At 58.2% G+C, this 18,825-nt stretch carries 17 protein-coding genes and 2 pseudogenes; 13 read left to right on the top strand and 6 right to left on the bottom strand.

From position 1 onward, the window contains the following. Positions 1 to 229: 229 nt before the first annotated feature. Positions 230 to 682, bottom strand: coding sequence for a hypothetical protein (locus ACFFWD_RS15890; protein ID WP_376966673.1), 453 nt, complete (start codon positions 680 to 682; stop codon positions 230 to 232). Between the two features lie 478 nt (positions 683 to 1,160). Here ACFFWD_RS15890 and ACFFWD_RS15885 point away from each other — a divergent pair, with 478 nt between their 5' ends. Then, positions 1,161 to 1,967: a recombinase family protein gene (locus tag ACFFWD_RS15885; protein ID WP_376966671.1), complete on the top strand. Its 807-nt coding sequence runs from the start codon at positions 1,161 to 1,163 to the stop codon at positions 1,965 to 1,967. Here ACFFWD_RS15885 and ACFFWD_RS15880 read toward each other — a convergent pair. Beyond that, complete coding sequence (locus ACFFWD_RS15880) at positions 1,956 to 2,447, bottom strand: calcium-binding protein (RefSeq protein WP_376966669.1); 492 nt, start codon at positions 2,445 to 2,447, stop codon at positions 1,956 to 1,958. The two genes, ACFFWD_RS15885 and ACFFWD_RS15880, sit on opposite strands and share 12 nt — an antisense overlap. 180 nt (positions 2,448 to 2,627) lie before the next feature. Further along, complete coding sequence (locus tag ACFFWD_RS15875) at positions 2,628 to 2,843, bottom strand: hypothetical protein (RefSeq protein WP_376966667.1); 216 nt, start codon at positions 2,841 to 2,843, stop codon at positions 2,628 to 2,630. An 884-nt stretch (positions 2,844 to 3,727) separates the two neighbouring features. Here ACFFWD_RS15875 and ACFFWD_RS15870 point away from each other — a divergent pair. Next, the gene (locus tag ACFFWD_RS15870) at positions 3,728 to 3,895 is read left to right on the top strand and encodes a hypothetical protein (protein ID WP_376966665.1); all 168 of its coding nucleotides are present in this window, start codon (positions 3,728 to 3,730) and stop codon (positions 3,893 to 3,895) included. Positions 3,896 to 4,578: 683 nt separating this feature from the next. After that, positions 4,579 to 6,363: a DUF885 domain-containing protein gene (locus ACFFWD_RS15865; protein WP_376966663.1), complete on the top strand. Its 1,785-nt coding sequence runs from the start codon at positions 4,579 to 4,581 to the stop codon at positions 6,361 to 6,363. Here ACFFWD_RS15865 and ACFFWD_RS45305 read toward each other — a convergent pair. Beyond that, on the bottom strand, positions 6,346 to 6,558 hold the full coding sequence (locus ACFFWD_RS45305) for a hypothetical protein (protein WP_474796880.1): 213 nt from the start codon (positions 6,556 to 6,558) through the stop codon (positions 6,346 to 6,348). The genes ACFFWD_RS15865 and ACFFWD_RS45305 overlap by 18 nt on opposite strands. 278 nt (positions 6,559 to 6,836) lie before the next feature. Next, the gene (locus ACFFWD_RS15860) at positions 6,837 to 7,310 is read right to left on the bottom strand and encodes a diacylglycerol kinase catalytic domain-containing protein (RefSeq protein WP_376966708.1); all 474 of its coding nucleotides are present in this window, start codon (positions 7,308 to 7,310) and stop codon (positions 6,837 to 6,839) included. Here ACFFWD_RS15860 and ACFFWD_RS15855 point away from each other — a divergent pair. Beyond that, positions 7,233 to 8,080: pseudogene (locus tag ACFFWD_RS15855) on the top strand (zinc-dependent alcohol dehydrogenase). The gene ACFFWD_RS15860 and the pseudogene ACFFWD_RS15855 sit on opposite strands and share 78 nt — an antisense overlap. A gap of 307 nt (positions 8,081 to 8,387) precedes the next feature. Here ACFFWD_RS15855 and ACFFWD_RS15850 read toward each other — a convergent pair. After that, on the bottom strand, positions 8,388 to 9,458 hold the full coding sequence (locus ACFFWD_RS15850; RefSeq protein ID WP_376966661.1) for a cytochrome-c peroxidase: 1,071 nt from the start codon (positions 9,456 to 9,458) through the stop codon (positions 8,388 to 8,390). Between the two features lie 746 nt (positions 9,459 to 10,204). Between ACFFWD_RS15850 and ACFFWD_RS15845 the strand changes: the two genes are divergently transcribed. The 9 genes and pseudogenes from ACFFWD_RS15845 to ACFFWD_RS15805 form a co-directional block, all read left to right on the top strand. Then, complete coding sequence (locus tag ACFFWD_RS15845; RefSeq protein ID WP_376966659.1) at positions 10,205 to 10,333, top strand: hypothetical protein; 129 nt, start codon at positions 10,205 to 10,207, stop codon at positions 10,331 to 10,333. A gap of 307 nt (positions 10,334 to 10,640) precedes the next feature. Beyond that, a complete protein-coding gene (locus tag ACFFWD_RS15840) occupies positions 10,641 to 11,006 on the top strand; it encodes a hypothetical protein (RefSeq protein ID WP_376966657.1) in 366 nt (121 codons plus the stop codon). Positions 11,007 to 11,851: 845 nt separating this feature from the next. After that, on the top strand, positions 11,852 to 12,976 hold the full coding sequence (locus tag ACFFWD_RS15835) for a YopJ family acetyltransferase (RefSeq protein ID WP_376966655.1): 1,125 nt from the start codon (positions 11,852 to 11,854) through the stop codon (positions 12,974 to 12,976). Positions 12,977 to 13,023: 47 nt separating this feature from the next. Then, positions 13,024 to 13,358 (top strand): annotated as a pseudogene (locus ACFFWD_RS15830) (transposase); the annotation flags it as partial. Positions 13,359 to 13,455: 97 nt separating this feature from the next. Then, positions 13,456 to 15,030, top strand: coding sequence for a hypothetical protein (locus ACFFWD_RS15825; RefSeq protein ID WP_376966653.1), 1,575 nt, complete (start codon positions 13,456 to 13,458; stop codon positions 15,028 to 15,030). A 782-nt stretch (positions 15,031 to 15,812) separates the two neighbouring features. Continuing rightward, positions 15,813 to 16,529: a sulfite exporter TauE/SafE family protein gene (locus ACFFWD_RS15820; RefSeq protein WP_376966651.1), complete on the top strand. Its 717-nt coding sequence runs from the start codon at positions 15,813 to 15,815 to the stop codon at positions 16,527 to 16,529. Positions 16,530 to 16,612: 83 nt separating this feature from the next. Then, complete coding sequence (locus ACFFWD_RS15815; protein ID WP_376966649.1) at positions 16,613 to 17,164, top strand: HPF/RaiA family ribosome-associated protein; 552 nt, start codon at positions 16,613 to 16,615, stop codon at positions 17,162 to 17,164. 708 nt (positions 17,165 to 17,872) lie between these two features. Continuing rightward, the gene (locus tag ACFFWD_RS15810; RefSeq protein ID WP_376966647.1) at positions 17,873 to 18,187 is read left to right on the top strand and encodes a co-chaperone GroES; all 315 of its coding nucleotides are present in this window, start codon (positions 17,873 to 17,875) and stop codon (positions 18,185 to 18,187) included. A gap of 77 nt (positions 18,188 to 18,264) precedes the next feature. Continuing rightward, positions 18,265 to 18,825, top strand: a 561-nt coding sequence (locus ACFFWD_RS15805; RefSeq protein ID WP_376966645.1) for a TCP-1/cpn60 chaperonin family protein, incomplete at its 3' end; no start/stop codon positions are given.

Genomic DNA, 18,825 nt, shown 5'->3' with positions numbered 1-18,825 from the left:
ATTCGGTTGGCTGGCCGTCCGATAATCATCCAGATTGCCGCCCAGAAACAAGACCTCGGTCTCTTTCGTCGGTGTTCCATTCACCCACTTTCGCAATTTCGGATCTTCGGGATCGCTTCCGCGCGCTAGAACGCCGTCGATTCGACTGGTTGGCCAAGCGGCAACCCTCGGTATCGTGTAGGTGTGCAACTCCTTAGCTTTCTCTGCGATTGCCTTCCCGCCGGTATCGTCATCCGAAAGGAGCAGTCGTGAGGGGTCCTGGGCCAATGACACAAAAGAAAGACAATTTGCCATAACCGTACGTGTGCATTGCAGCCATGCGAGCCATATCGATTTCGTCTGTGTTGTCGTCGCAGAACGCCTCAGAAACATGCGGGCTAGTGTGACAACGTAAATCCGCTATGGAACGTACATGCTCCATTGCCCCCACATCGTCGTCCATAAGCGGCTTGCAGTGGCTACTCTTGTTCTGAAAACGGTGCAGCTGCAAATACGACGATGCCAAGACGTCATTGAGAACGCCTCCGCCATCGACGCCGTCAGCGGAAGACTCAGCCGTCGTTGACCACTGTAGTGTTCGCTGCTCGGCCAGCCCGATCTCGTTTCTGAGCGCCTCAACGTTCGCTCCGGCCAGCGATGCGGCAAGTTCGGCGCGTCCCCTGACAAAGCTGCCGCGGTACATCGTTCGCCCTCCGGGATAGTGCGTGCGCTCGTATCACATTTGTCACAGTCGAAGGAGAGTCCCCCTCGAGGTTTGTCAAGACTGAATGATGGACTGGCCGCAACCCACTTAGCTGCTGGTCAAAGTTCGTTTGATCCGGCGACGGGTATACTGGTGAGCTGGTTTGTGCGTTCATGTCGACCGGTTGCTGCCGGGCCAAGTCAGCGGGGCTCCATGAGTCGTTATTCATTCTGTCTGCCACTTTGAGGAATGGTTCCTTACTTGCTTTAATAGTGAAACCAGCTTTCGAGAAGCTGACGAACCCTGCGGTTTGGAGCGCGTAGAGGCCTACCGGCCATCCGACGGCTGCATTCCGCGCCTGCGGCCGAATCTGTCAAACGCGACGCAAACCCAGAGTTCTCAAGCGATCGCTACGCTGATGCGACGAATGCAAGCGATACCCGGCACGCCGGAAGGGACAGAGTCGTACTGATTCAGCTTGAACATCGCTGACGAGCAGCTCACGACCGCACACCGAGCGAAGTTGGCCTATGTCTACGTGCGGCAGTCATCCGTGAACCAGGTGCGCCAGCATCACGAGAGCAGCGAGCTGCAGTACCGCCTTATCAATCGCGCCATCGGTCTGGGCTGGCCGCCCGGGCGAGTCCGGGTGATTGACGCGGATCGGGGTAAGTCCGGTGCTGGCGGCGTGGATCGTCATGGTTTTCAGAAGCTCATTGATCAAGATCGGCCTTGGCAACGATTGTCTTGTGGTGAGTCTCGATGCTTCTCCGCTTGGCCTGCAATAATTGGGACTGGCGTCAGCTTCTCGAGCTGTGCTCGGGTATTCGGCGTGCTCATTGCGGATGGCGAGCGGCTTTACGACGCGGCGGCGGACCAACTGGAGCAGGAGAGCTGTCGGCTCGAGCGTCAGCGGGTGCTTCGCGCGGAGCGTGCCCGCGACGAGGCCGAGCGCGCTCGGCGTCAGTATGACGCGGACGAGCCCGAGAACCGGCTTCTGGCGCGCTCGCGGCCTCAGACCAGCATTCGGCCCGGAAGGACAAAATCAGACAATGCAGAGCCCTTGTTGCGATGCGGACAGTGTCCGCGTGTTCATGGCTTCATGCAACTCTGCGACCTGTCGATGAACTCGGACCGCCATGTCCCTGCGTATCGAGAGAGGTTCAATTATCTCGTCGAGGGCGACGGCGACCAGCGGCAGGTGGAAAGGACGTGCCATATCGATCGCCGTGCCCGGCCGCGTTTTCTCGGCCGAAATGTATCGCCGAGAAAGTCAGATGAATAGCTCGGTGGTATGCATGACGGAGAAGTAATTCTCCGGGTGATGCTGAACGTCGTTAGCACTCACATTGGTGAGCGTGATCGAATTACCCTTTCCGAGGTCAACGACCGTGGTGTCCGGGCCAGCCGCCTCGACGCGAGCGACAAGATCGGTGACCGTATGAATACCAGTGTCATTGATCCCTTCCGCGATGTGCAGTTTGTCCCCCACCGTGAAGTCCATCACGGCATCCTTGCCGCCTCCGCTCGTGAACATGAAGTTGTCGTTGCCCTGATTGCCGAACAAAGTATCGTTGCCCTCATCGCCGTACAGAAAATCGTCACCCGCACCACCAGAGAGCGTGTCGTCACCCTTATTGCCTTCCACATCATCGGCGCCCGCACCACCTGAGATCCAGTCGTTCCCGCCCAGGCCCCTGATATAGTCCCTATCGGGCGTGCCGTCCAAGCGATCGTTGGACTCTGTGCCGCGGATTACAGACATGTCTTTCTCCTGTGTTGTGTCTGCCATGCGAGCGGTCACGCGTGTGATTGCGCTCTGGCTGCCAAACATACACGTCGAGTCTGACGAAAACCTGATTGCACACGCAGCCTCCTCGCGCATCTGCGGCGCATAGAACTTGCGTCCGGCATCAGAGCTGAGCACCCCGGTCGTAGAGCACGATCACGTCTCCCCAATTGGCTGAGCGGAGATCAGTTTCCAGGCATTCGATGTTCTTGTCCGCTGCGGCGCGATTGCGGCACGAGAGTTTTCCGGAGCATCCCGGATCTCGGGAATGTGAATGTTGGTACGAACCAGCGTGCCGTGCAGGCCTCGATGGGCGCACACGAGGATGAGGTCGCGGCCCGAGTGGAGCAGGAGTTCGCCGATTCTGTCCATGTTGTATTGGCTCGCGAGCGCCGTGCCTGTCACTAAGAGCAGCACTAAGAGGGACCGTGCCCAGCGCTATCGAGATGCACTTCTTCATGGCAGGTGCCGTTCGTCGCACGGAGATGGCGTGTCTGAGGCAAACGCTGCAGATGCGGCAGGGAGCCGTACGGTTCTGCAAGCGCTGCAAATAACGGGCCAATCGCCCGAAACTGCTTACACGAGATTCCACTGTCTAAAGCTGGTCAGAAAAAACGTGCTTCACGCCGTTGCTGTCCGAAAGTAACTCGCATTTGTTTGTTTTTCGCCATGTCACACACGACTTCTCACACGAAGGTAACGCAACTTACTGCATCGCAAAGAGCGAAATCCGGCAGCGTCAGATTTCGCGTGAACAGCGGACCGCGATGCGATCTGAAAGCTCAATGGGAGCGGGGTATCCACCGTGATCGACCTCGTCGACGCCAGGGAGTTTGTATTTCTGCTGTGTTAAGTCTCAGGAATGCCCTCCAGATGGCTCGCGAGAAACTGCAACAAATCACCAGCATTGAGCGCTGGCATCAAATAGGCGTTCCTCGCCAAGTGCGGATTTCGAATCCTGCCGGTTGTCTCAATTCTATTTCTGGTGTCCCAGTTGGGACAGGACCAGCGACACTCTCCGTATTTGGACCCAAGTGTCCTAATGAAAAGTTGCTAGTGTCCTCAGTCGTGAATCCAGTCTGGTCGCGTTAGATCGCATATCTGGATCCGCCATCCGGCCAACGGTGCTTCTCATGGCGATCCGGCTGCCTTGGCCGGCAATCCAGCGCTGTCATAAATTCGTAATCTTCCGGCGCCGAACCTTTCAGCGGTTCCCATCCTTGTTTAGGATGGGGGCCTCGTCATCGGAGAGCATCATGACGGAACGCGTTCAACTCGGCACAGCGCCGCGAGAGCGGCTGTTTGAGGTAGCCCGGAAGGAACTGGCAAAATTCGAGCTGCAGGAAAGCGAATTTCGCAAGAGGGATCGGGAGGAGCGCGCCGCAGAACTGCGACTTCCCTTGGATAAGATCAAAGTGCGCTAGGTGTTTAGTCCCGAGGCGGATCGCATCTATCTGACTCGGCGACGGCTCACCCTGCTTTGCCGATGGCCTCGAATGGCGTGAGGCCGCAAGGGGCTTTTGAGCCTTGGCGAAGTTGCAGGCTTACAGGAAGACGCCAATGGGCTCTCTGAGCGGCGGCGGGTCTCATCGTAGTAGCGCGCACGATCGCGCTCCTTGCGGGCCCAGTTCATCCGCCCCGACCAATGCGTTCTGTGCGAATTGGGCCTCAGCAGTGACGTGTCACTGAGTTTTTATTTAGCGAGAGAACTTATTCACGAGTGCCGCGGAGAAGCGGACAGGCGGTTCGTTGGCTTTCAGGTGCGTGTTTACGACTTGATGCTACGCGCACCCAGTACGGAGCGGCTGTAGAACCTCCGACTTCCAAATCGGCACGCTGCTTGCTTGGTTGCGAGGCGCCGCGACCAATGCCTGATCGGCACAGTCGGAGCGGCGACGTTACAGAATGTCCAGGCCCGATTCTGCTGTGAGGCGGCATGAAAGAGCTTGAGGCATCGCCGTTGCCTTCGGTGCCTGTCTCGGCTGCATCAATCCGGCTGCGAATACTCGAGGACAAGCGCCTGATTGGATGAGGTGCGTCCCGAAGCAATGGGCTCGCCATCTTCGGGGCGCCCCGGATCAGTTTTCAGCAAGGAACCTCGAACGCCATGAGCAAGCCTGCCATGTCACAATCCGTCACCGCCAGAACGCAAGCCGAGGCGCTCAGCATTTTCTTCGAACAGGCTTTCGAACGACAAATCCGCCGCAGCCCGACGAGCGAGGCCGCCTTGCTCGGGCGCAAAGATCGCCAGCATCTCTGGGATGAGATCGACGAAGCCGCACAGGACGACGCGGTTCGGGAGGTAGGCCGAGACCTTGATCGCCTGCGCACCGACTTCGATCCGCGGACGTTGCCGGACGGGGCCAAGCTCAGCTATCGGCTGTTCGAGAGCGGCTGTGTGACGATGCTAGAAGCGGACAAGTTCCGGCATTACAACTACCCGCTGAATCAGATGGAAGGCTGGCAATCGTCCATTCCGGCCTTCCTGCTCAACAATCATCCCATCGACGCTGTCGAGGATGCGGAGGCCTACATCTCTCGCCTCGAGGGCGTCCGCAGGTTGGTCGCACAAGTCATCGATGGTGTCGAGTTGCGTTATCGCAAGGGAATCGTCGCTCCCAGGTTTGTTTACGACAAAGTCATCCGGGATTGTCGCAATCTTCTGAGCGGCGTGCCCTTTCATGCTTCAGGAAAGGACTCGACGTGGCTTGCGGACGTCCGCGCGAAGGTCGAGGCGCTCCCCATATCCTATACGAAGAAGCCCAAGCTAATCGAAGCAGCCGTCCAAGCGATGATCAGGTTCGTCCAACCGGCCTACGTTGACTTGATTGCGGCGGCGGCCCGGCTCGAGGCGTTGGCGAGCACGGATGACGGCGCCTGGAAACACCCCGACGGCGTTGAGTTCTACGCGCAGGAGCTCAGGCACGTGACCACGACGGAGCTGTCGGCGACACAAATTCACGAGTACGGGTTGGAGGAGGTCGCCAGGATCCACGGAGAGATGGAAAAGATGAAGAACTCGATTGGCTTCGGCGGCGACCTCGCTGCTTTCTTCGAGCACATCAAGACAAACCGCGAGTTTGTCTATCCGGACAGCGAGGAGGGACGGAGCACCTACCTCCGCGACGCCACCCGCGTTATGGATCAGATGTACCGCAAGCTCGGCAATTCGTTTGGGAGGATTCCCAGAGCTCCTCTGGTTGTCAGGCGTGTCGAGGCCTTTCGTGAGGAATCTAGCGGTCTTGCCTTCTATCAGGCGCCACCGATGGATGGTAGCCAGCCCGGCATCTACTATGTCAACCTGTCCACAATGGAGATCCTGAAGACTTTCCAGCTCGAAGCTCTTGCCTACCACGAGGGCGTGCCGGGTCATCACATACAGTTGGCGATGGCGAGCGAACTGACCGGAGTTCCCACGTTCCAGAAGTTCGGCTCGTACGCCGCCTATTCGGAAGGGTGGGCGCTATATGCAGAGTTGCTTGCCAAGGACTTGGGTGCGTATGGCGATCTGATGTCCGATTTCGGTCGGCTGGCGGCGGAGCTGTGGCGCGCCACGCGGCTTGTGGTGGATACCGGCATCCACGCTTGCCGCTGGACGCGCCAACAAGCGATCGACTATTTGCACAAAGTCACCCCCCATCCCTTATCCCAGATCATCGGTGAAGTGGAACGTTATATCGTCATCCCGGGCCAGGCGACGGCGTACAAGGTTGGCATGCAGCAAATGCTCGCGTTGAGGAGTAAGGCAAACTCTGCGCTGGGCCGAGCGTTCGACTTGCGCGAGTTCCACGACGTCGTTCTCGGTAGCGGTGCACTTCCTCTCGGAATCCTCAGCGAGCTGGTCGATCACTGGATTTCAAGCAAAGGCGCTGGCTCAACGTCTCGCAGCTAGCGTGCGATAGTCAACCCGAACTGCAGAACAGCCGATGGCATGGAACAGGGCGTTCATCGAGTTTACGAATATCTTGCGAGACTTGCGCCAGCGGTACGGAATCGAGAGCGCCTCACGCTCGTCACGCATGACACCATTCCAGACCATGCACGTTTTCGTTCTGTGAGTCAGCTTGGTATATTTCTCCATGCCCATCGCCTCGAGGCGCCCTGGCCATCTCCATGGCGTGGCAGTGAGTGCAACCGGCGGTCACGATTGGGCGCCCCGCGACTGATTCCAAGTGGCGTCCGTCCACTCGATCTGAGTCTCAGCCATCTCGTCCCCCGATTTTGTTTCGGCCAGCGCATTAGGCGGTTCGATGCCCGGCTTTCCGTCTGCGACACGCCGCCAATCAGGTAAGGCCGCCGCCAACCACCGCCAGCGGATTATATTGAAATCGTGCGCGATGTCGGCTGTCCTACTGGGGCCCAGGGTTAGGCTTGGTATTCAATGTCGTTTCCGCCCTCTGCTATTCGCTCGATCATCTCATCGAACGGCGGGACTTGGCCGAAGATCATGCCAGCCATCTTCTCGTAGTCCGTCTTCAGCGGCGCGAGCATTCCGCCGGCTGGAACGATGCCGAACGTTCCAGGAGCAGCTAGGTCGAGGTCGAGAGGCGTTCGATCGAAGTAGAGACGGGCGTGTTGAGCGTAGCTTTCCGCAAGCTCCAGGTCCGTGATCGCGCCCTTGCCGTGATCTGAGTTGACTCCGATCAAGGGGACGCCGCGACCGATCGCTAGTCTCCTTCCGATATCCAAAGGACCAGACCCATGCCGACCATGAAAGCCGCCGTCGTCACACAATTCGGCAACCCGCTTGAGATCCAGGATGTGCCAGTGCCGGAGCCTGGCCCCGGCGAAGTCCTGGTCAAGGTGAAAGCCTGCGGCGTCTGTCACACTGATCTGCATGCTGCGTCTGGAGACTGGCCGGTGAAGCCCGTTCTTCCATTCATCCCTGGCCATGAGGCGGCCGGCATTGTCACAGCGCTCGGGCCGGGTGTCACCAATCTCAGTGTCGGCGATGCCGTCGGCGTCGCCTGGCTGCACGATGCCTGTCTGCGTTGCGAATATTGCGAAACAGGCTGGGAAACGCTGTGCGAACGCCAGCACAACACCGGCTACAACGTCAATGGCGGCTTTGCCGAATATGTCATCGCCTCCGCCGCGTTCGCCGCGAAGCGGGGCTCGGCCATGTCGCGATCCAGTATGCCAAAGCGATGGGCCTGAAGGTCGCCGCGATCGATATCGCCGATGACAAGCTCGAGCTTGCACGCGCGACAGGGGCCGATCTCGCGGTCAACGCGCTTGCGGCGGATGCAGTGGAGAAGGTCGTGGCCACGACCGGGGGCGGCGCACATGGCGTGCTGGTGACGGCGGTCTCCACCGCGGCGTTTGCCCAAGCGCTGAAGATGGTGCGCCGCAAGGGCACCGTCAGCCTCGTCGGCCTTCCGCCCGGCGACTTTCCGATGCCGATCTTCGATGTTGTTTTGAAGCGCATCACCGTGCGCGGCTCGATCGTTGGCACCCGCAGGGATCTCGACGAAGCCATTGCCTTTGCGGCCGGCGGCAAGGTGAAGGCCGAGATCACCAAGATGCCGCTCGCCGGGATCAACGACGTCTTCGACCGGATGAAGTCCGGAAAGATCGATGGCCGTATTGTGCTCGATTTCGCCGGATAGCTTGCGAGGCCCCGAAGACATGCCCCAGTGCGGGAGATTAACGCGAAGCAAATCAGCGACCACGCTCAACTGTCCCAAGGTGGGCGCCTCCATGCGCGCGTGAAGTCGGCAACAAGCGCTCTCCAAATCATGACTGAATTTCATTCGAGGAAAGAAACCTGGCTTGCTGCCATCGAGCGAGACCGATGGCGCGCCAGTCAGGATAAAGCTGCGAACTCTTGGTTTGTGGGAGAGGCCTGCCAGCGGCGCCGTCTCCCCTTGGACGTCCATTTGGAATCGAGAGCCATAGTGCCACCACAGTGCAGGTCTATTTGTCTAGGGCGGGCCGCGGTGTTGCGTCGGTACGCGTGGGCAATATCGGATACTCGATCTTGGGCCGCTGTCCCGTCAGCGAGTTCAGAAACGAGACAATGTCGTTCTCCTCCTTATCGCTGAGCTTCACACCGAGTTGAGTCTCACTCATCACGCCAACCGCTTGCTTTAGACTCCAAACCTGGCCCGAATGGAAATACGGGGCCCGCAACGCGACATTGCGCAATGGAGCGGAGCGGAAAACATATTCATCGCCAGCCGCCTTGGTGACGGCGAAACGCCCTTTATCGGCGGCTGGAAGCAGAGGGGCGGCCGGCCTTTCGACCGCGCCGAACGGGAAGTAATCCTGTCCCCCGACGTTGATTCCATTGTGGCAAGATGAACATCCCCTTTCCATGAATAGCACTAGTCCCGCCTTCTGCTGATCATCAAGAGCATGCGTATCGCCCTCGAGGTATCGATCGAACGGGGCTGCCGGCGTAATCAGGGTTGCTTCGAAAGCCTCGATCGCCTTCGCGAAGTTGTCAAAGGTGACGGACGTCGCCTCGCCAGGGAACGCTTTCTTGAACATGACGACATAGTCGGTCATCGAATTCAACGTGCTGAGCAATCTATCTGGCGTCGTATTCATTTCGACACTCGCCTGGACAGGGCCCTTGGCCTGCGACTTCAGATCTGCCGCCCGTCCATCCCAGAACTGTGCCACATTGAATACTGCGTTATAGACGGTGGGCGCCCGACGTGGACCCAGCTGCCAGCCATGACCGACCGATGTCGGACCGGAATCTACTCCGCCGGCGCCAAGATTATGGCACGTATTGCAGCTAATGACCCCACTTGCCGATAGCCTCGGATCGAAGAACAGTATCTTGCCAAGTTCCACCTTCTCGCGGGTGACTGGGTTGTCTTTTACCTCTGGAGTGACTGACGGTATCGACTTGAAAATCTGCCGAGCGGAGCTCATCAAATCGTCGTTCGCGCTGGCCGCTGACGAAACCAGCATCCCAACGCCCAGAATGCATCCCTTACGTACAAGGGAAAGCTCACGTATCGCTGACTTCTTCATCGCGCGCATCACCAGTTTTCATAGATTCTAGAAGTGGCCGAAAGCTGCACGCGCCCCTGTCCTTTGGGAAAGGCGGCGCGCGCGCCGGATCTCTGCAGTTCATCGTGTATCCGGGCTCGAGGTCCTCGCTACCGGCGTTCACCACGGGGCTTTAGAAGGCGTCACTTGTTCCGCGACCGCGCCGCTTGGAAACGAGCCCACGTTTCATTGCGAGTTAACGGGCAAGACCTTCCGATTCGATACAGCGGTCATCCTTCCGACAATGTCTTCGCCGCAAAAGCGGCGGTCTATCTGGTGGCGACATGGTTATTTTCCATCAGCTGATCGGCGAACAATGAACTTCGTGGGAGTTTGGCAAACATCTTCCACGTCTCACGCGAAGTGGATTGAACAACTCATCTTGCTCCGGCCGAACCCGCATAGACCACTTCGTGCGCCAGACTTTCCAAGGAGCGAATAACGGACTCCTGTGGAGCGAGCTTTCGGACTTGAGGCATTTGCAAGTTCGCTGCCCATCATCGAGTACGTCCGTCGGTAGCTTCGTCGGTACCTTCCTTTCTTTGCCGGTACCTTCCTTTGCCGGTACCTTCTTTTTGGGAGCGTACAACCTGACGCATCGTGCGATTCAAGCCCCTTAAGTGCTTGGCGTGCGAGCATGTCTAGCTCGCTTGGGATATCGAGAGGAAGTTCGTCGACGGGATCCTCTAGGATGTGGAAGTGGCCCCGGGGCCGAAAGGAACGCACGTGTGGGGGTAGCCCCTGTCGATCGCGCGGTGGTCAGCTGGATCGGCACGACAGCTGGAACCTCCGGCGAGATGATCAGAGATGTGATGGTGCATCGTGTCGAGCAGCGGTTTGGCGACATCCGCGCCTAAACCTCGAGCCCCACTTCCGTCAGCGGAGAGCCCTGAGAGCAACGACATGGCCGAAGCCTTCGTGAAGCCTTTCAAGCGCGGCGATGCCCGGATCAACCCGCTGCAAAGCGCGCAATTGCACTCTCAAGCATCGATCACTGGATGGAAGATGACAACTCGAACACCTAGTTTTCCGGTTGGAGTCCGTCGGGATCGATGCGCTGATTTCGTTTTCACGTCATCGTAATTCCAGCTGTTAGAGGCTGGCCAAAAATCGAATCGAATATTGGTGGGTACCTTTCACCTTCCTTTTTGGTAGAATCAGACAATGAGCTCAATGTTGAGGATTGTGGCGGTAGGGGCAATTTTCTCAGGAGAAGCCCTCTCGGTAATCGCGGAGTTGATCGCTTCAAAGAAGTTTGGAAAAGCCAGCGGGCATCAGGCGCCGCTTCTGCCAACGCTCCTGCCGATGTTCCTGCTAATAGCGACCGGAGGTATCCTGCTTGTCTACGGATACGCGCTCGCCTACATGCATCTCAAGAATATTTGGATAATTGTCGCAATGTCGGTGGGGTCGATTCTAGTGGTGGAACCTATTCTTACGTTTCTGCTCTTTCGAGACGTGCCGACAACCGGATCGCTGATCGGGCTGGCGTTCGGCGCGATTGGCACGCTCGCTGCGATATTCTTATGAGCACTCTTTCGGGTCGGGTTCGATTGGCGGGGTCCCGGGTCTCCATGGCCCGCTCTGGCTCGAACCGGATTCTCAAGCCGTCGTCCGTAAGACGAAAGAGTAAGGCGATGCCGTCAGTCTGCAAACGTCTTTAAAGTCGCAGTCTTCCGTGCATCTGGGGGTTTAAACGCCGATGTCACTGCTTCTGGAGGTCGCGGTTCGAGCAGTTCTTCTACATACCATCTTCGAATCCGGGGAATCGCGTTATCGTCTCCGATCGTCCAATCGTCTCGAATGCCGCGTTCTCTCGTTTGGGCGTCGACGTGAGCTATCCACCGTCTCTTTCTCGATAAAGAGCATGCCATCATTCGTGAGTGCCGCCAGATGGCCTTTGCCGATCGCAACTCAAGCGGTTGGGGGGCGCTTGGGTCAACGATCTGTCACGGCGGCCCCACCGATAGATGCGTTTCGCCCCTGTTCTTTCGACGCGGCAACTCGTTGACAGGGACATCTCATAGAAAACGTCCCGCATCGTCGATCACCCGAATGTTGTTGCCACATAACGCGGGAAGAGTAGCGATCCTGCCACGTGGCAGCGATGAGAGTGTCAATAAGGACTTCGCATTCTCACCGGAGCGCGCGAAAACTCGCACATCAGCGAGAGGTGAGAATGTCGCGTGACATCCCAGTCCCTAGCGCTGACTTCGTTTTTCGATTACCATCGGGCGGCGCGGCCCGTTGCTTGCCTCCCCCGTCGACTTCTGCGGCTCGTGATTCGTTGCGCAGATCACTAAGAACGCGCTCAATGCGCCATCACGACTTCAGTCCTTGGTCGGGTGATTGATCCTTTTGACAGGAGCATAGATATGGGCGGCTGCATTTCACGACTGAGCGTACGGCGCGAAACTTCTCACGATGACGGACACGCCCTGGAGGCCGAGTTTGCTACTCAGCTAGATTTGGTGCGATCGAGTCCACCTCGATCCAGTATTGAGTCGCAGCACGCGCCCGGATCATCTCGCGAGGCCGATGGCGGAACCATATCTCACCGTATTCGTCCGGCCCGCATTAACGAGAAGCTCCAGTCGCTTGGGCAAACGCTTGAGCGCGCCGGCCAAGCGGGAATTTCGTCCGGCCTAATGGAATACGGTCAGCAGGTGGTTCGCTATATGTCTGCCGACATCCAGCCCGACCAGGAATTGTTGTCCCTTGATATCGACAACCTTCATCGCCTGGTGGACAGCTATAACAGGCGCTACCCGGACCTTAATCTTAAGTATATGGACGCGCCCGCCAAGTTTCTTGAGGCGTTGGCGGACCGGTCGTCGGATAGTGCCTGGCGCGCTGTCGTGCGGTTGGCGGACGGCGAGATGCACCACTTTGCTGCTGATGTGCGAATTCGCGCCGGAGCCCCGCCGACGGTTATCGTGATGGAGCCAGCCGACCTCTACACCTTCGTGACCGCATACTCCAGATTGCGACGGGAAGCGCTACAGCAGCTGCGAACAGAGCCGCAGTGGGCCTTTATTGGTGTTGGCGCGCAAAAATCGTCTGCCGATTGCGTGATATTCGGCATGCAATTTGCGCTGGCGGCACACCGAGAGTCGTCCATCTTCGATGGCTGGCACAACAATCTTCATCGGCATGGAACGATTGCCGAGGAGGGGGATGAGTCCCCCAACTACATTCCCTCACCCGACGCCATGCTAGAATTTGCCGGCATAAGCTTGTTTCACGGGGAAAGGTTTCTCCCAGCGCTGTTTTACAAGCACTCCCACTCGAGAGGAGTAATCGAGGAGGTCGCAAGGTACCAAGCTGGCATCAAAGGCGAAGATGTCAGTAACAGCAGACGCGATCCCAAAACGGAGTCGTTGGCCGGACGGCTCGAAGCCTTTGCTGTTCAGCGAGACTCCCTCAGATACAGCGCATCTATCGAGGCGTCGAGGGCAACCAAGATCCGCACGGCGTTGGACGGGATGTTATCCGACTAATGCGATCTTTCGTGTTAAGGCACGGACGGATTTAGCGTTATCGGCTCTCGATCACAGGGGCACTACGGCCTTTCCGCAGCCGAACGCTTCACGTCATCCTCTACAACCTCAACAGCCACAAGAAAAACGAACATTGGCTCGAGGCCAACGTGCAATTTCAATTCACGCCGACAGGTGCGTCCTGGCTCAATCAGGTCGAGGTATGGTTTTCGATCTCACAGGGGCAGTCGCTTCGCTACGTCCTTCAGAAGCCTCAAGCAGCTTCAGGACCACATCGAAGCCTACGTCAACAAGTACAACGACCAAGCCGAGCCCTTCGTCTGGACCTAAGAAAAAGGTCCGTCAACGCCATTTCAAAGGCTGCCGTGTTACACGGCGCTTCGACATCACCATTCGCCAGGGAACGGCACGCGTTACGCCTCCATTGGCATTCTACCGGCGTGCAAACCGCGTATCGCGCAGTCAAAGGGAGGCATCTCATGAGCAGTATGAGATTGTGGTTGGTCCTGTTGTCGATCGCATTTTCATCTGTGTTTTCTGGATATGCCGCAGCGACACCAGAAATCTCGGCTTATTACCTAAGCGGCCCCTCAGCGAAGAAGGGCGCGCCCGACTACTATGCAACGCTGGAGAACCTGGAGGAGCTTAGCGAGAAAATCGCCGCCGAGGGCTCGAACTTCAACAATCTGATGCTGTCGTTCGTGCAGCCTAGCCTCATCAATTACACGCCAAACAGCCTGACCTGCACGGGATTGTTCGGTTATACCTGCGTCAAAGAGAAAGAGCTCCCCATGGATGCCACAAATGGGGCAGCAGACTTCAAGAGGCTGAAGGGCATTCTCGCGAACCTGAGAGCCCATGGCGTCCAAACATACATCGCGGTCGGCGGTTGGAATTTTAGTTGCCATCCGGACATCTACGATAAGACGGCGAAAAAGCAAAACGCATGCGGGCCTGCGGACGAAGTATACGATGTTTTTCCGAATCCTTCCAAAACGATCCCCCGCTTTGATAGCAACATCACGGGCAGTGCAGCCGAGGGCGCATACAGAAACATCGTTCAGCTCGCGAACGACCTGGGCGCGGCTGGCATCGATGTTGACTATGAAGAGTTCTGGCATGCCGACATCAATGCCAAATTCTGGACGTTGAATCCCGACACGATCATTCCGCCAGTCGAAAATGGAACCCCTCAGCGGCTGAGCGACGCTGAGCTCAAGCAGCTTGGCTTGAGCGAGGATGTCTATAATCCTCAGATGGAGGTCGACTCGCGATCCGAAAAATATGCACGTGCCATGCCGCTGACGGTGGACAAGTTCGCCGCGATTCTGAAGACACTCGATACGTCGATCAAGAGAATCAACCCTTCGATGAAGCTGAGCACCGCAGCGCCTGCGAGCGGCGGGATCCCCAATATGTCCGCCAACTGGGGCACCGTCGCGTCGAACGCTGGCATTTACGGCGGCGCGTGGCGGGGCGGAAACTTGTACGGGTTGATCTACAATACTGCCCTGCTTTACAAAGAAGAGATAGACAAGCTGAGCCACGTCGGAATCATGTCCTACGACCTCAGCCAACGGGATTGCAAAGACGGGGATGATCCCGATTCCGAGATCCCCTGCGACCTCGTCGGGCAGGTGAGCTTTTATTACAACCAGTTCGCCACTTGGTTGAAGACCGGCGGAGGGCTACCGGCGGATTCCTGGGTAACGACATCTAATGTCAAGCTCTCGGGGTCACGAACCTACGCTCAGGCGTCGATCCAGCCTCGCAAACTCCTAATATCACCTCCGATCACCGTCGGCTTTGAGGTGGGGCAGCCCGCGACCGGAAACCTGGTCCTGACCAAAGATAAGCTGACGCTGCTCGTCGATGAGACGATGAAGTACGGTCAAGCCGGGATTATCATGTGGGATTTGTTCAAGGACGTTCGCTACGACCAAAAGAACTGGCACCCGACTTGGGCAACTCCCAAAGACGTACTGAAGGAGGCTTGCACCAAAATGGGGCTGGCCGGAGAGCACTATAATTGTAAGACCAATGTCCCGCGCTAGGGGATGGAGCAGTTTGGAAAGTTGGTGGAGCGCCGTCTCGTCCGCTTGCGGGCATTGGCCGCGGCCACTGATAGTTCCAATGGCCGCGCGGGCACTCCCTCATCCGGTCCGGTCGGACAGCATGGGAAGGCGGGAAAGAGCCGGCGCACTGTCTTCATCCCGCCAGGCGTTTACCCGCGGATGAGGTGCACTTCTATTACGGAAAGAGACGGCTTGACCTCAACCAGTTCAGCAATGGCAGAGAAATCGCATCGCCATTATCAGCAAGCTTGCGCGAACCATCGAAACACATCTCGGCAAGCCGCCGCTTGATCATCAGTCGGCAGACAGCTCGCGCCGGCCCGACATGCGTTGTCACCGACCGGCCTCCTAACGCAAACGCCTTGCGTACCCGGTCAACTACCAAGCTTGGTAATTGATGGAGATGTCAGGCATATGGCAATCGTGGTCAAGGAACTCGAGGTGAATATAGATCTGGCCGCGCCAATGGACCCTGATGATGTGCCAAGTCGTCGCCTGCACGTGGTCCCTCACGTCGAAGCGCTTGTACACGCTGGCGTTCTCTGGCGACGCCGCCGCTCATTATCTTCACGCCCATTATCTTCACGCCCTGGCCGTCAGCATGACGGAGACAGTGACGATCTACCTCCGAGACGAGCGCACCCCGGTTAAAGTGACAGCAAACGTATCGGACCGGGAAGGCAATTGCGCCTTGCCTCGCGAGGACATCGCTGCGCGGTGAATGCAAGCAAGGCGAAGAACTTCGCCAAGGTCGGTGTAGCGTGTTTTCTCTGCTCTTCGCGATCATCTCACTGCTCTATACGACCGTTGGCCAGGCGGGCGGTACAGCGTTTCTCGCGCTGATGGCTTTCGCCGCTCTGCCACCGACACAGATGCGCCCGACGGCGCTTGCGCTCAACATTGTGGTCGCGACTTATTCGACATGGGTCTTCAATCGCAACAAAGTCATTGACTGGACAATGCTGCGTCCGCTCGTGCTTTCATCGATGCCAACGGCGCTCGCCGGTGGCCTCATCGTGCTCGGGGAACACATTTACCGAACGCTGACCGGTGTCGTCCTTCTTCTGGCAGGCGCCGCGATGATCTTGCGGCGCGGACACGCCGCCGATCGGAATCGCGAAACTCCGCTCTGGGGAGCCGTCAGTGTTGGAGCGGCCATCGGCCTCGTTTCTGGCCTAACCGGCGTGGGCGGCGGAGTGTTCCTGGCCCCGACGCTCATCGCAATGAATTGGGCGTCACCCAAGCAGACGGCCGCGGTGTCGGCCCCTTTTATCCTGGCGAACTCCACCGTCGGGTTGGTCGGAGTTCTTTTCACTGGCCAATTTCCGTCTTTGCATTTGGGTCTCTACGCAATCGCCGCACTGGGGGGCGCCATCGCAGGAACGGCCATCGGCCTAAAATGGTTGGGTCAGACGGCCATCAGCTTCATCCTCGCGGCGATTCTGCTTGCTGCCGGCGTCCAATTGATTCTCGGTTGAAGTCTCACGTCGCTGGTGGCTCATGGAGCCTGGCGGCGAGCCCTAGGAAATTCGCTCAGCGTTCAGATTGGAGTAGCAACACTATGCAAACCACGGCTCAAATCGAATTCGAGAATCTAACGCCGCCCGCAGAACTGCAAGCCGTCATTGAGCAGCACATATCCGAGCTGGAAAAGCTGTATGGAGTGTCGGCAGGGCGCATCAACGTGCGAGGCCCGGTTGATCGTCACGAGCCGGGTGGTCAGTATAAGGTGAACATCCGGCTCGCGCTTCCCAATGGACGGGAGGTCAATGTCGGACGGACGTCCAAGCAGGATGAGCGGTACGCCGATCTCGCCTATGCCGTGGACGATAGCTTCAATCAAGCGCGGAGCCAGCTGCAGGACCAAGAGCACCTGATGGGCAGCGGCCAGACAGGCTCTTGTGAAGGAGAGCCGGTTGGGACCGTCGTGCGGATCGATCCAGGCGGCGCGTTCGGCTTCCTCGAGAGCGCCAACGGCCGGGAGATCTACTTCAGTTTTATCAGTGTTCTGGAAGGTCGCGCGAATATCACTGTCGGCTCGCGTGTCAGCTATGTCGAGGAGCTCGGTGAAGACGGTCTGCAAGCCTTTGCAGTCAAAGTTCGTGCAAGTTAGCTTAAGTCGTCCTTGCGATGAGAGCTGCCGTGCCCAGCACGACTTTCTTAATTCTCCTTGGCCCAGTTTCGAATCGACCGCTACCTCCAACCGCTCAGCGCACCATGTTCTCTGACATCTCTATCACCAGCAGGCCGCTGGCTTCAGGCGACAGCCGTGTTCGAACATCCCCGAAAACTCCCATCCGGGCCGCGATTGAGCGTCCCTCCCATTCGTCGACGCGCCGGCTTGCGACCTTTAGGCAAGTCTTGGAGCTCTCGCACCTTTGGGCCGTCGAACTTAGGAACTCGGACAAATGAGCACCTGCTATAGAGCCTATCCAGCAAGTTTTTTCTCTGCTCTACGCTCGCTCCCTACTACGGCAGAATACTTGTTGAACTGCGCCAGTTCTTGCCTCGTTGCCAATCGCTTGCCGCGATTGGCCTTCGGCGGGGGACGATCGTGGCGGGCACTCCACTCCATTCGGAAGCTTTCTCGCGTGAGGCGCGCATGCCGCGCACCGCGCTGGGCCCCGCGATCACAGTGCTCCGACTACGGCCGGAAGATTGCTGACGGAACGCCGGATCAGGTGAGCGTCAATTTTTCTGCTGCAAACTCTTGTTCGCGAAAAACCCTGTCCTATTTCAGCTTCGCCTGCGCTAGCACTCGTAGGTATCGACTGCTAACAATCCAGAATCGTCAACTCGTGCAAACACTCAGGAGGGCTGCATGAAATTCCGTCCACTTCACGACCGCGTCGTGGTCAAGCGCATCGACGCCGAAGAGAAGACCGCTGGCGGCATCATCATTCCAGACACAGCCAAGGAAAAGCCCTCGCAGGGCGAAGTCATCGCCGTTGGACCGGGCGGCCGTGACGAAGCTGGCAAGCTGATCCCCATCGACCTCAGGGTCGACGACCGCGTGCTGTTCGGCAAATGGTCGGGCACCGAGGTCAAGATCGACGGCCAGGAGCTGTTGATCATGAAGGAGAGCGACATCTTGGGCGTTCTCACCGACGTGTCGTCCAACAAGAAGGCCGCCTAATCCACCGCTCACCCCTGAGGAGCGCTCGTCGGGCGCCCCGCCAAGGGTGAGAAGAAACGAAACTCAGGGAAATCATTATGTCAGCTAAAGAAGTCAAATTCTCCGTCGAGGCGCGCGACAAGATGCTGCGCGGCGTCGACGTCCTCGCCAACGCGGTGAAGGTCACCCTCGGTCCGAAGGGCCGCAATGTGGTGCTCGAGAAGTCGTTCGGCGCCCCCCGCATCACCAAGGATGGCGTCACCGTCGCCAAGGAGATCGAGCTCGAGGACAAGTTCGAGAACATGGGCGCCCAGATGGTGCGCGAAGTCGCCTCCAAGTCCGCTGACGCGGCCGGCGACGGCACCACCACCGCAACCATGCTGGCGGCTGCGATCGTCCGCGAGGGCGCCAAGGCCGTTGCCGCCGGCATGAACCCGATGGACCTGAAGCGCGGCATCGACCTCGCGGTCGAGCACGTGGTTGCGGACCTCGAGAAGAACTCGAGGAAGGTCACCTCGAACGAGGAGATCGCCCAGGTCGGCACCATCTCGGCCAACGGCGACGCCGAAATCGGCAAGTTCCTCGCCGACGCCATGAAGAAGGTCGGCAACGAGGGCGTGATCACGGTCGAGGAAGCCAAGTCGCTCGAGACCGAGCTT

The sequence above is a fragment of the Bradyrhizobium erythrophlei genome (genome assembly GCF_042430365.1).
GTDB lineage: Bacteria > Pseudomonadota > Alphaproteobacteria > Rhizobiales > Xanthobacteraceae > Bradyrhizobium > Bradyrhizobium erythrophlei.
The sequence above is the reverse complement of the archived record's forward strand: the minus strand, read 5'-3'. Positions and strand labels throughout refer to the sequence as shown.

Coding starts and splice junctions, on each gene's coding strand:
- ACFFWD_RS15890 (WP_376966673.1), bottom strand. CDS start 682: ATGTACCGCGGCAGCTTTGTCAGGGGACGCGCCGAACTTGCCGCATCG.
- ACFFWD_RS15880 (WP_376966669.1), bottom strand. CDS start 2,447: ATGTCTGTAATCCGCGGCACAGAGTCCAACGATCGCTTGGACGGCACG.
- ACFFWD_RS15875 (WP_376966667.1), bottom strand. CDS start 2,843: ATGGACAGAATCGGCGAACTCCTGCTCCACTCGGGCCGCGACCTCATC.
- ACFFWD_RS15870 (WP_376966665.1), top strand. CDS start 3,728: ATGACGGAACGCGTTCAACTCGGCACAGCGCCGCGAGAGCGGCTGTTT.
- ACFFWD_RS15865 (WP_376966663.1), top strand. CDS start 4,579: ATGAGCAAGCCTGCCATGTCACAATCCGTCACCGCCAGAACGCAAGCC.
- ACFFWD_RS45305 (WP_474796880.1), bottom strand. CDS start 6,558: ATGGGCATGGAGAAATATACCAAGCTGACTCACAGAACGAAAACGTGC.
- ACFFWD_RS15860 (WP_376966708.1), bottom strand. CDS start 7,310: ATGCAGATCAGTGTGACAGACGCCGCAGGCTTTCACCTTGACCAGGAC.
- ACFFWD_RS15850 (WP_376966661.1), bottom strand. CDS start 9,458: ATGAAGAAGTCAGCGATACGTGAGCTTTCCCTTGTACGTAAGGGATGC.
- ACFFWD_RS15840 (WP_376966657.1), top strand. CDS start 10,641: ATGAGCTCAATGTTGAGGATTGTGGCGGTAGGGGCAATTTTCTCAGGA.
- ACFFWD_RS15835 (WP_376966655.1), top strand. CDS start 11,852: ATGGGCGGCTGCATTTCACGACTGAGCGTACGGCGCGAAACTTCTCAC.
- ACFFWD_RS15825 (WP_376966653.1), top strand. CDS start 13,456: ATGAGCAGTATGAGATTGTGGTTGGTCCTGTTGTCGATCGCATTTTCA.
- ACFFWD_RS15815 (WP_376966649.1), top strand. CDS start 16,613: ATGCAAACCACGGCTCAAATCGAATTCGAGAATCTAACGCCGCCCGCA.
- ACFFWD_RS15810 (WP_376966647.1), top strand. CDS start 17,873: ATGAAATTCCGTCCACTTCACGACCGCGTCGTGGTCAAGCGCATCGAC.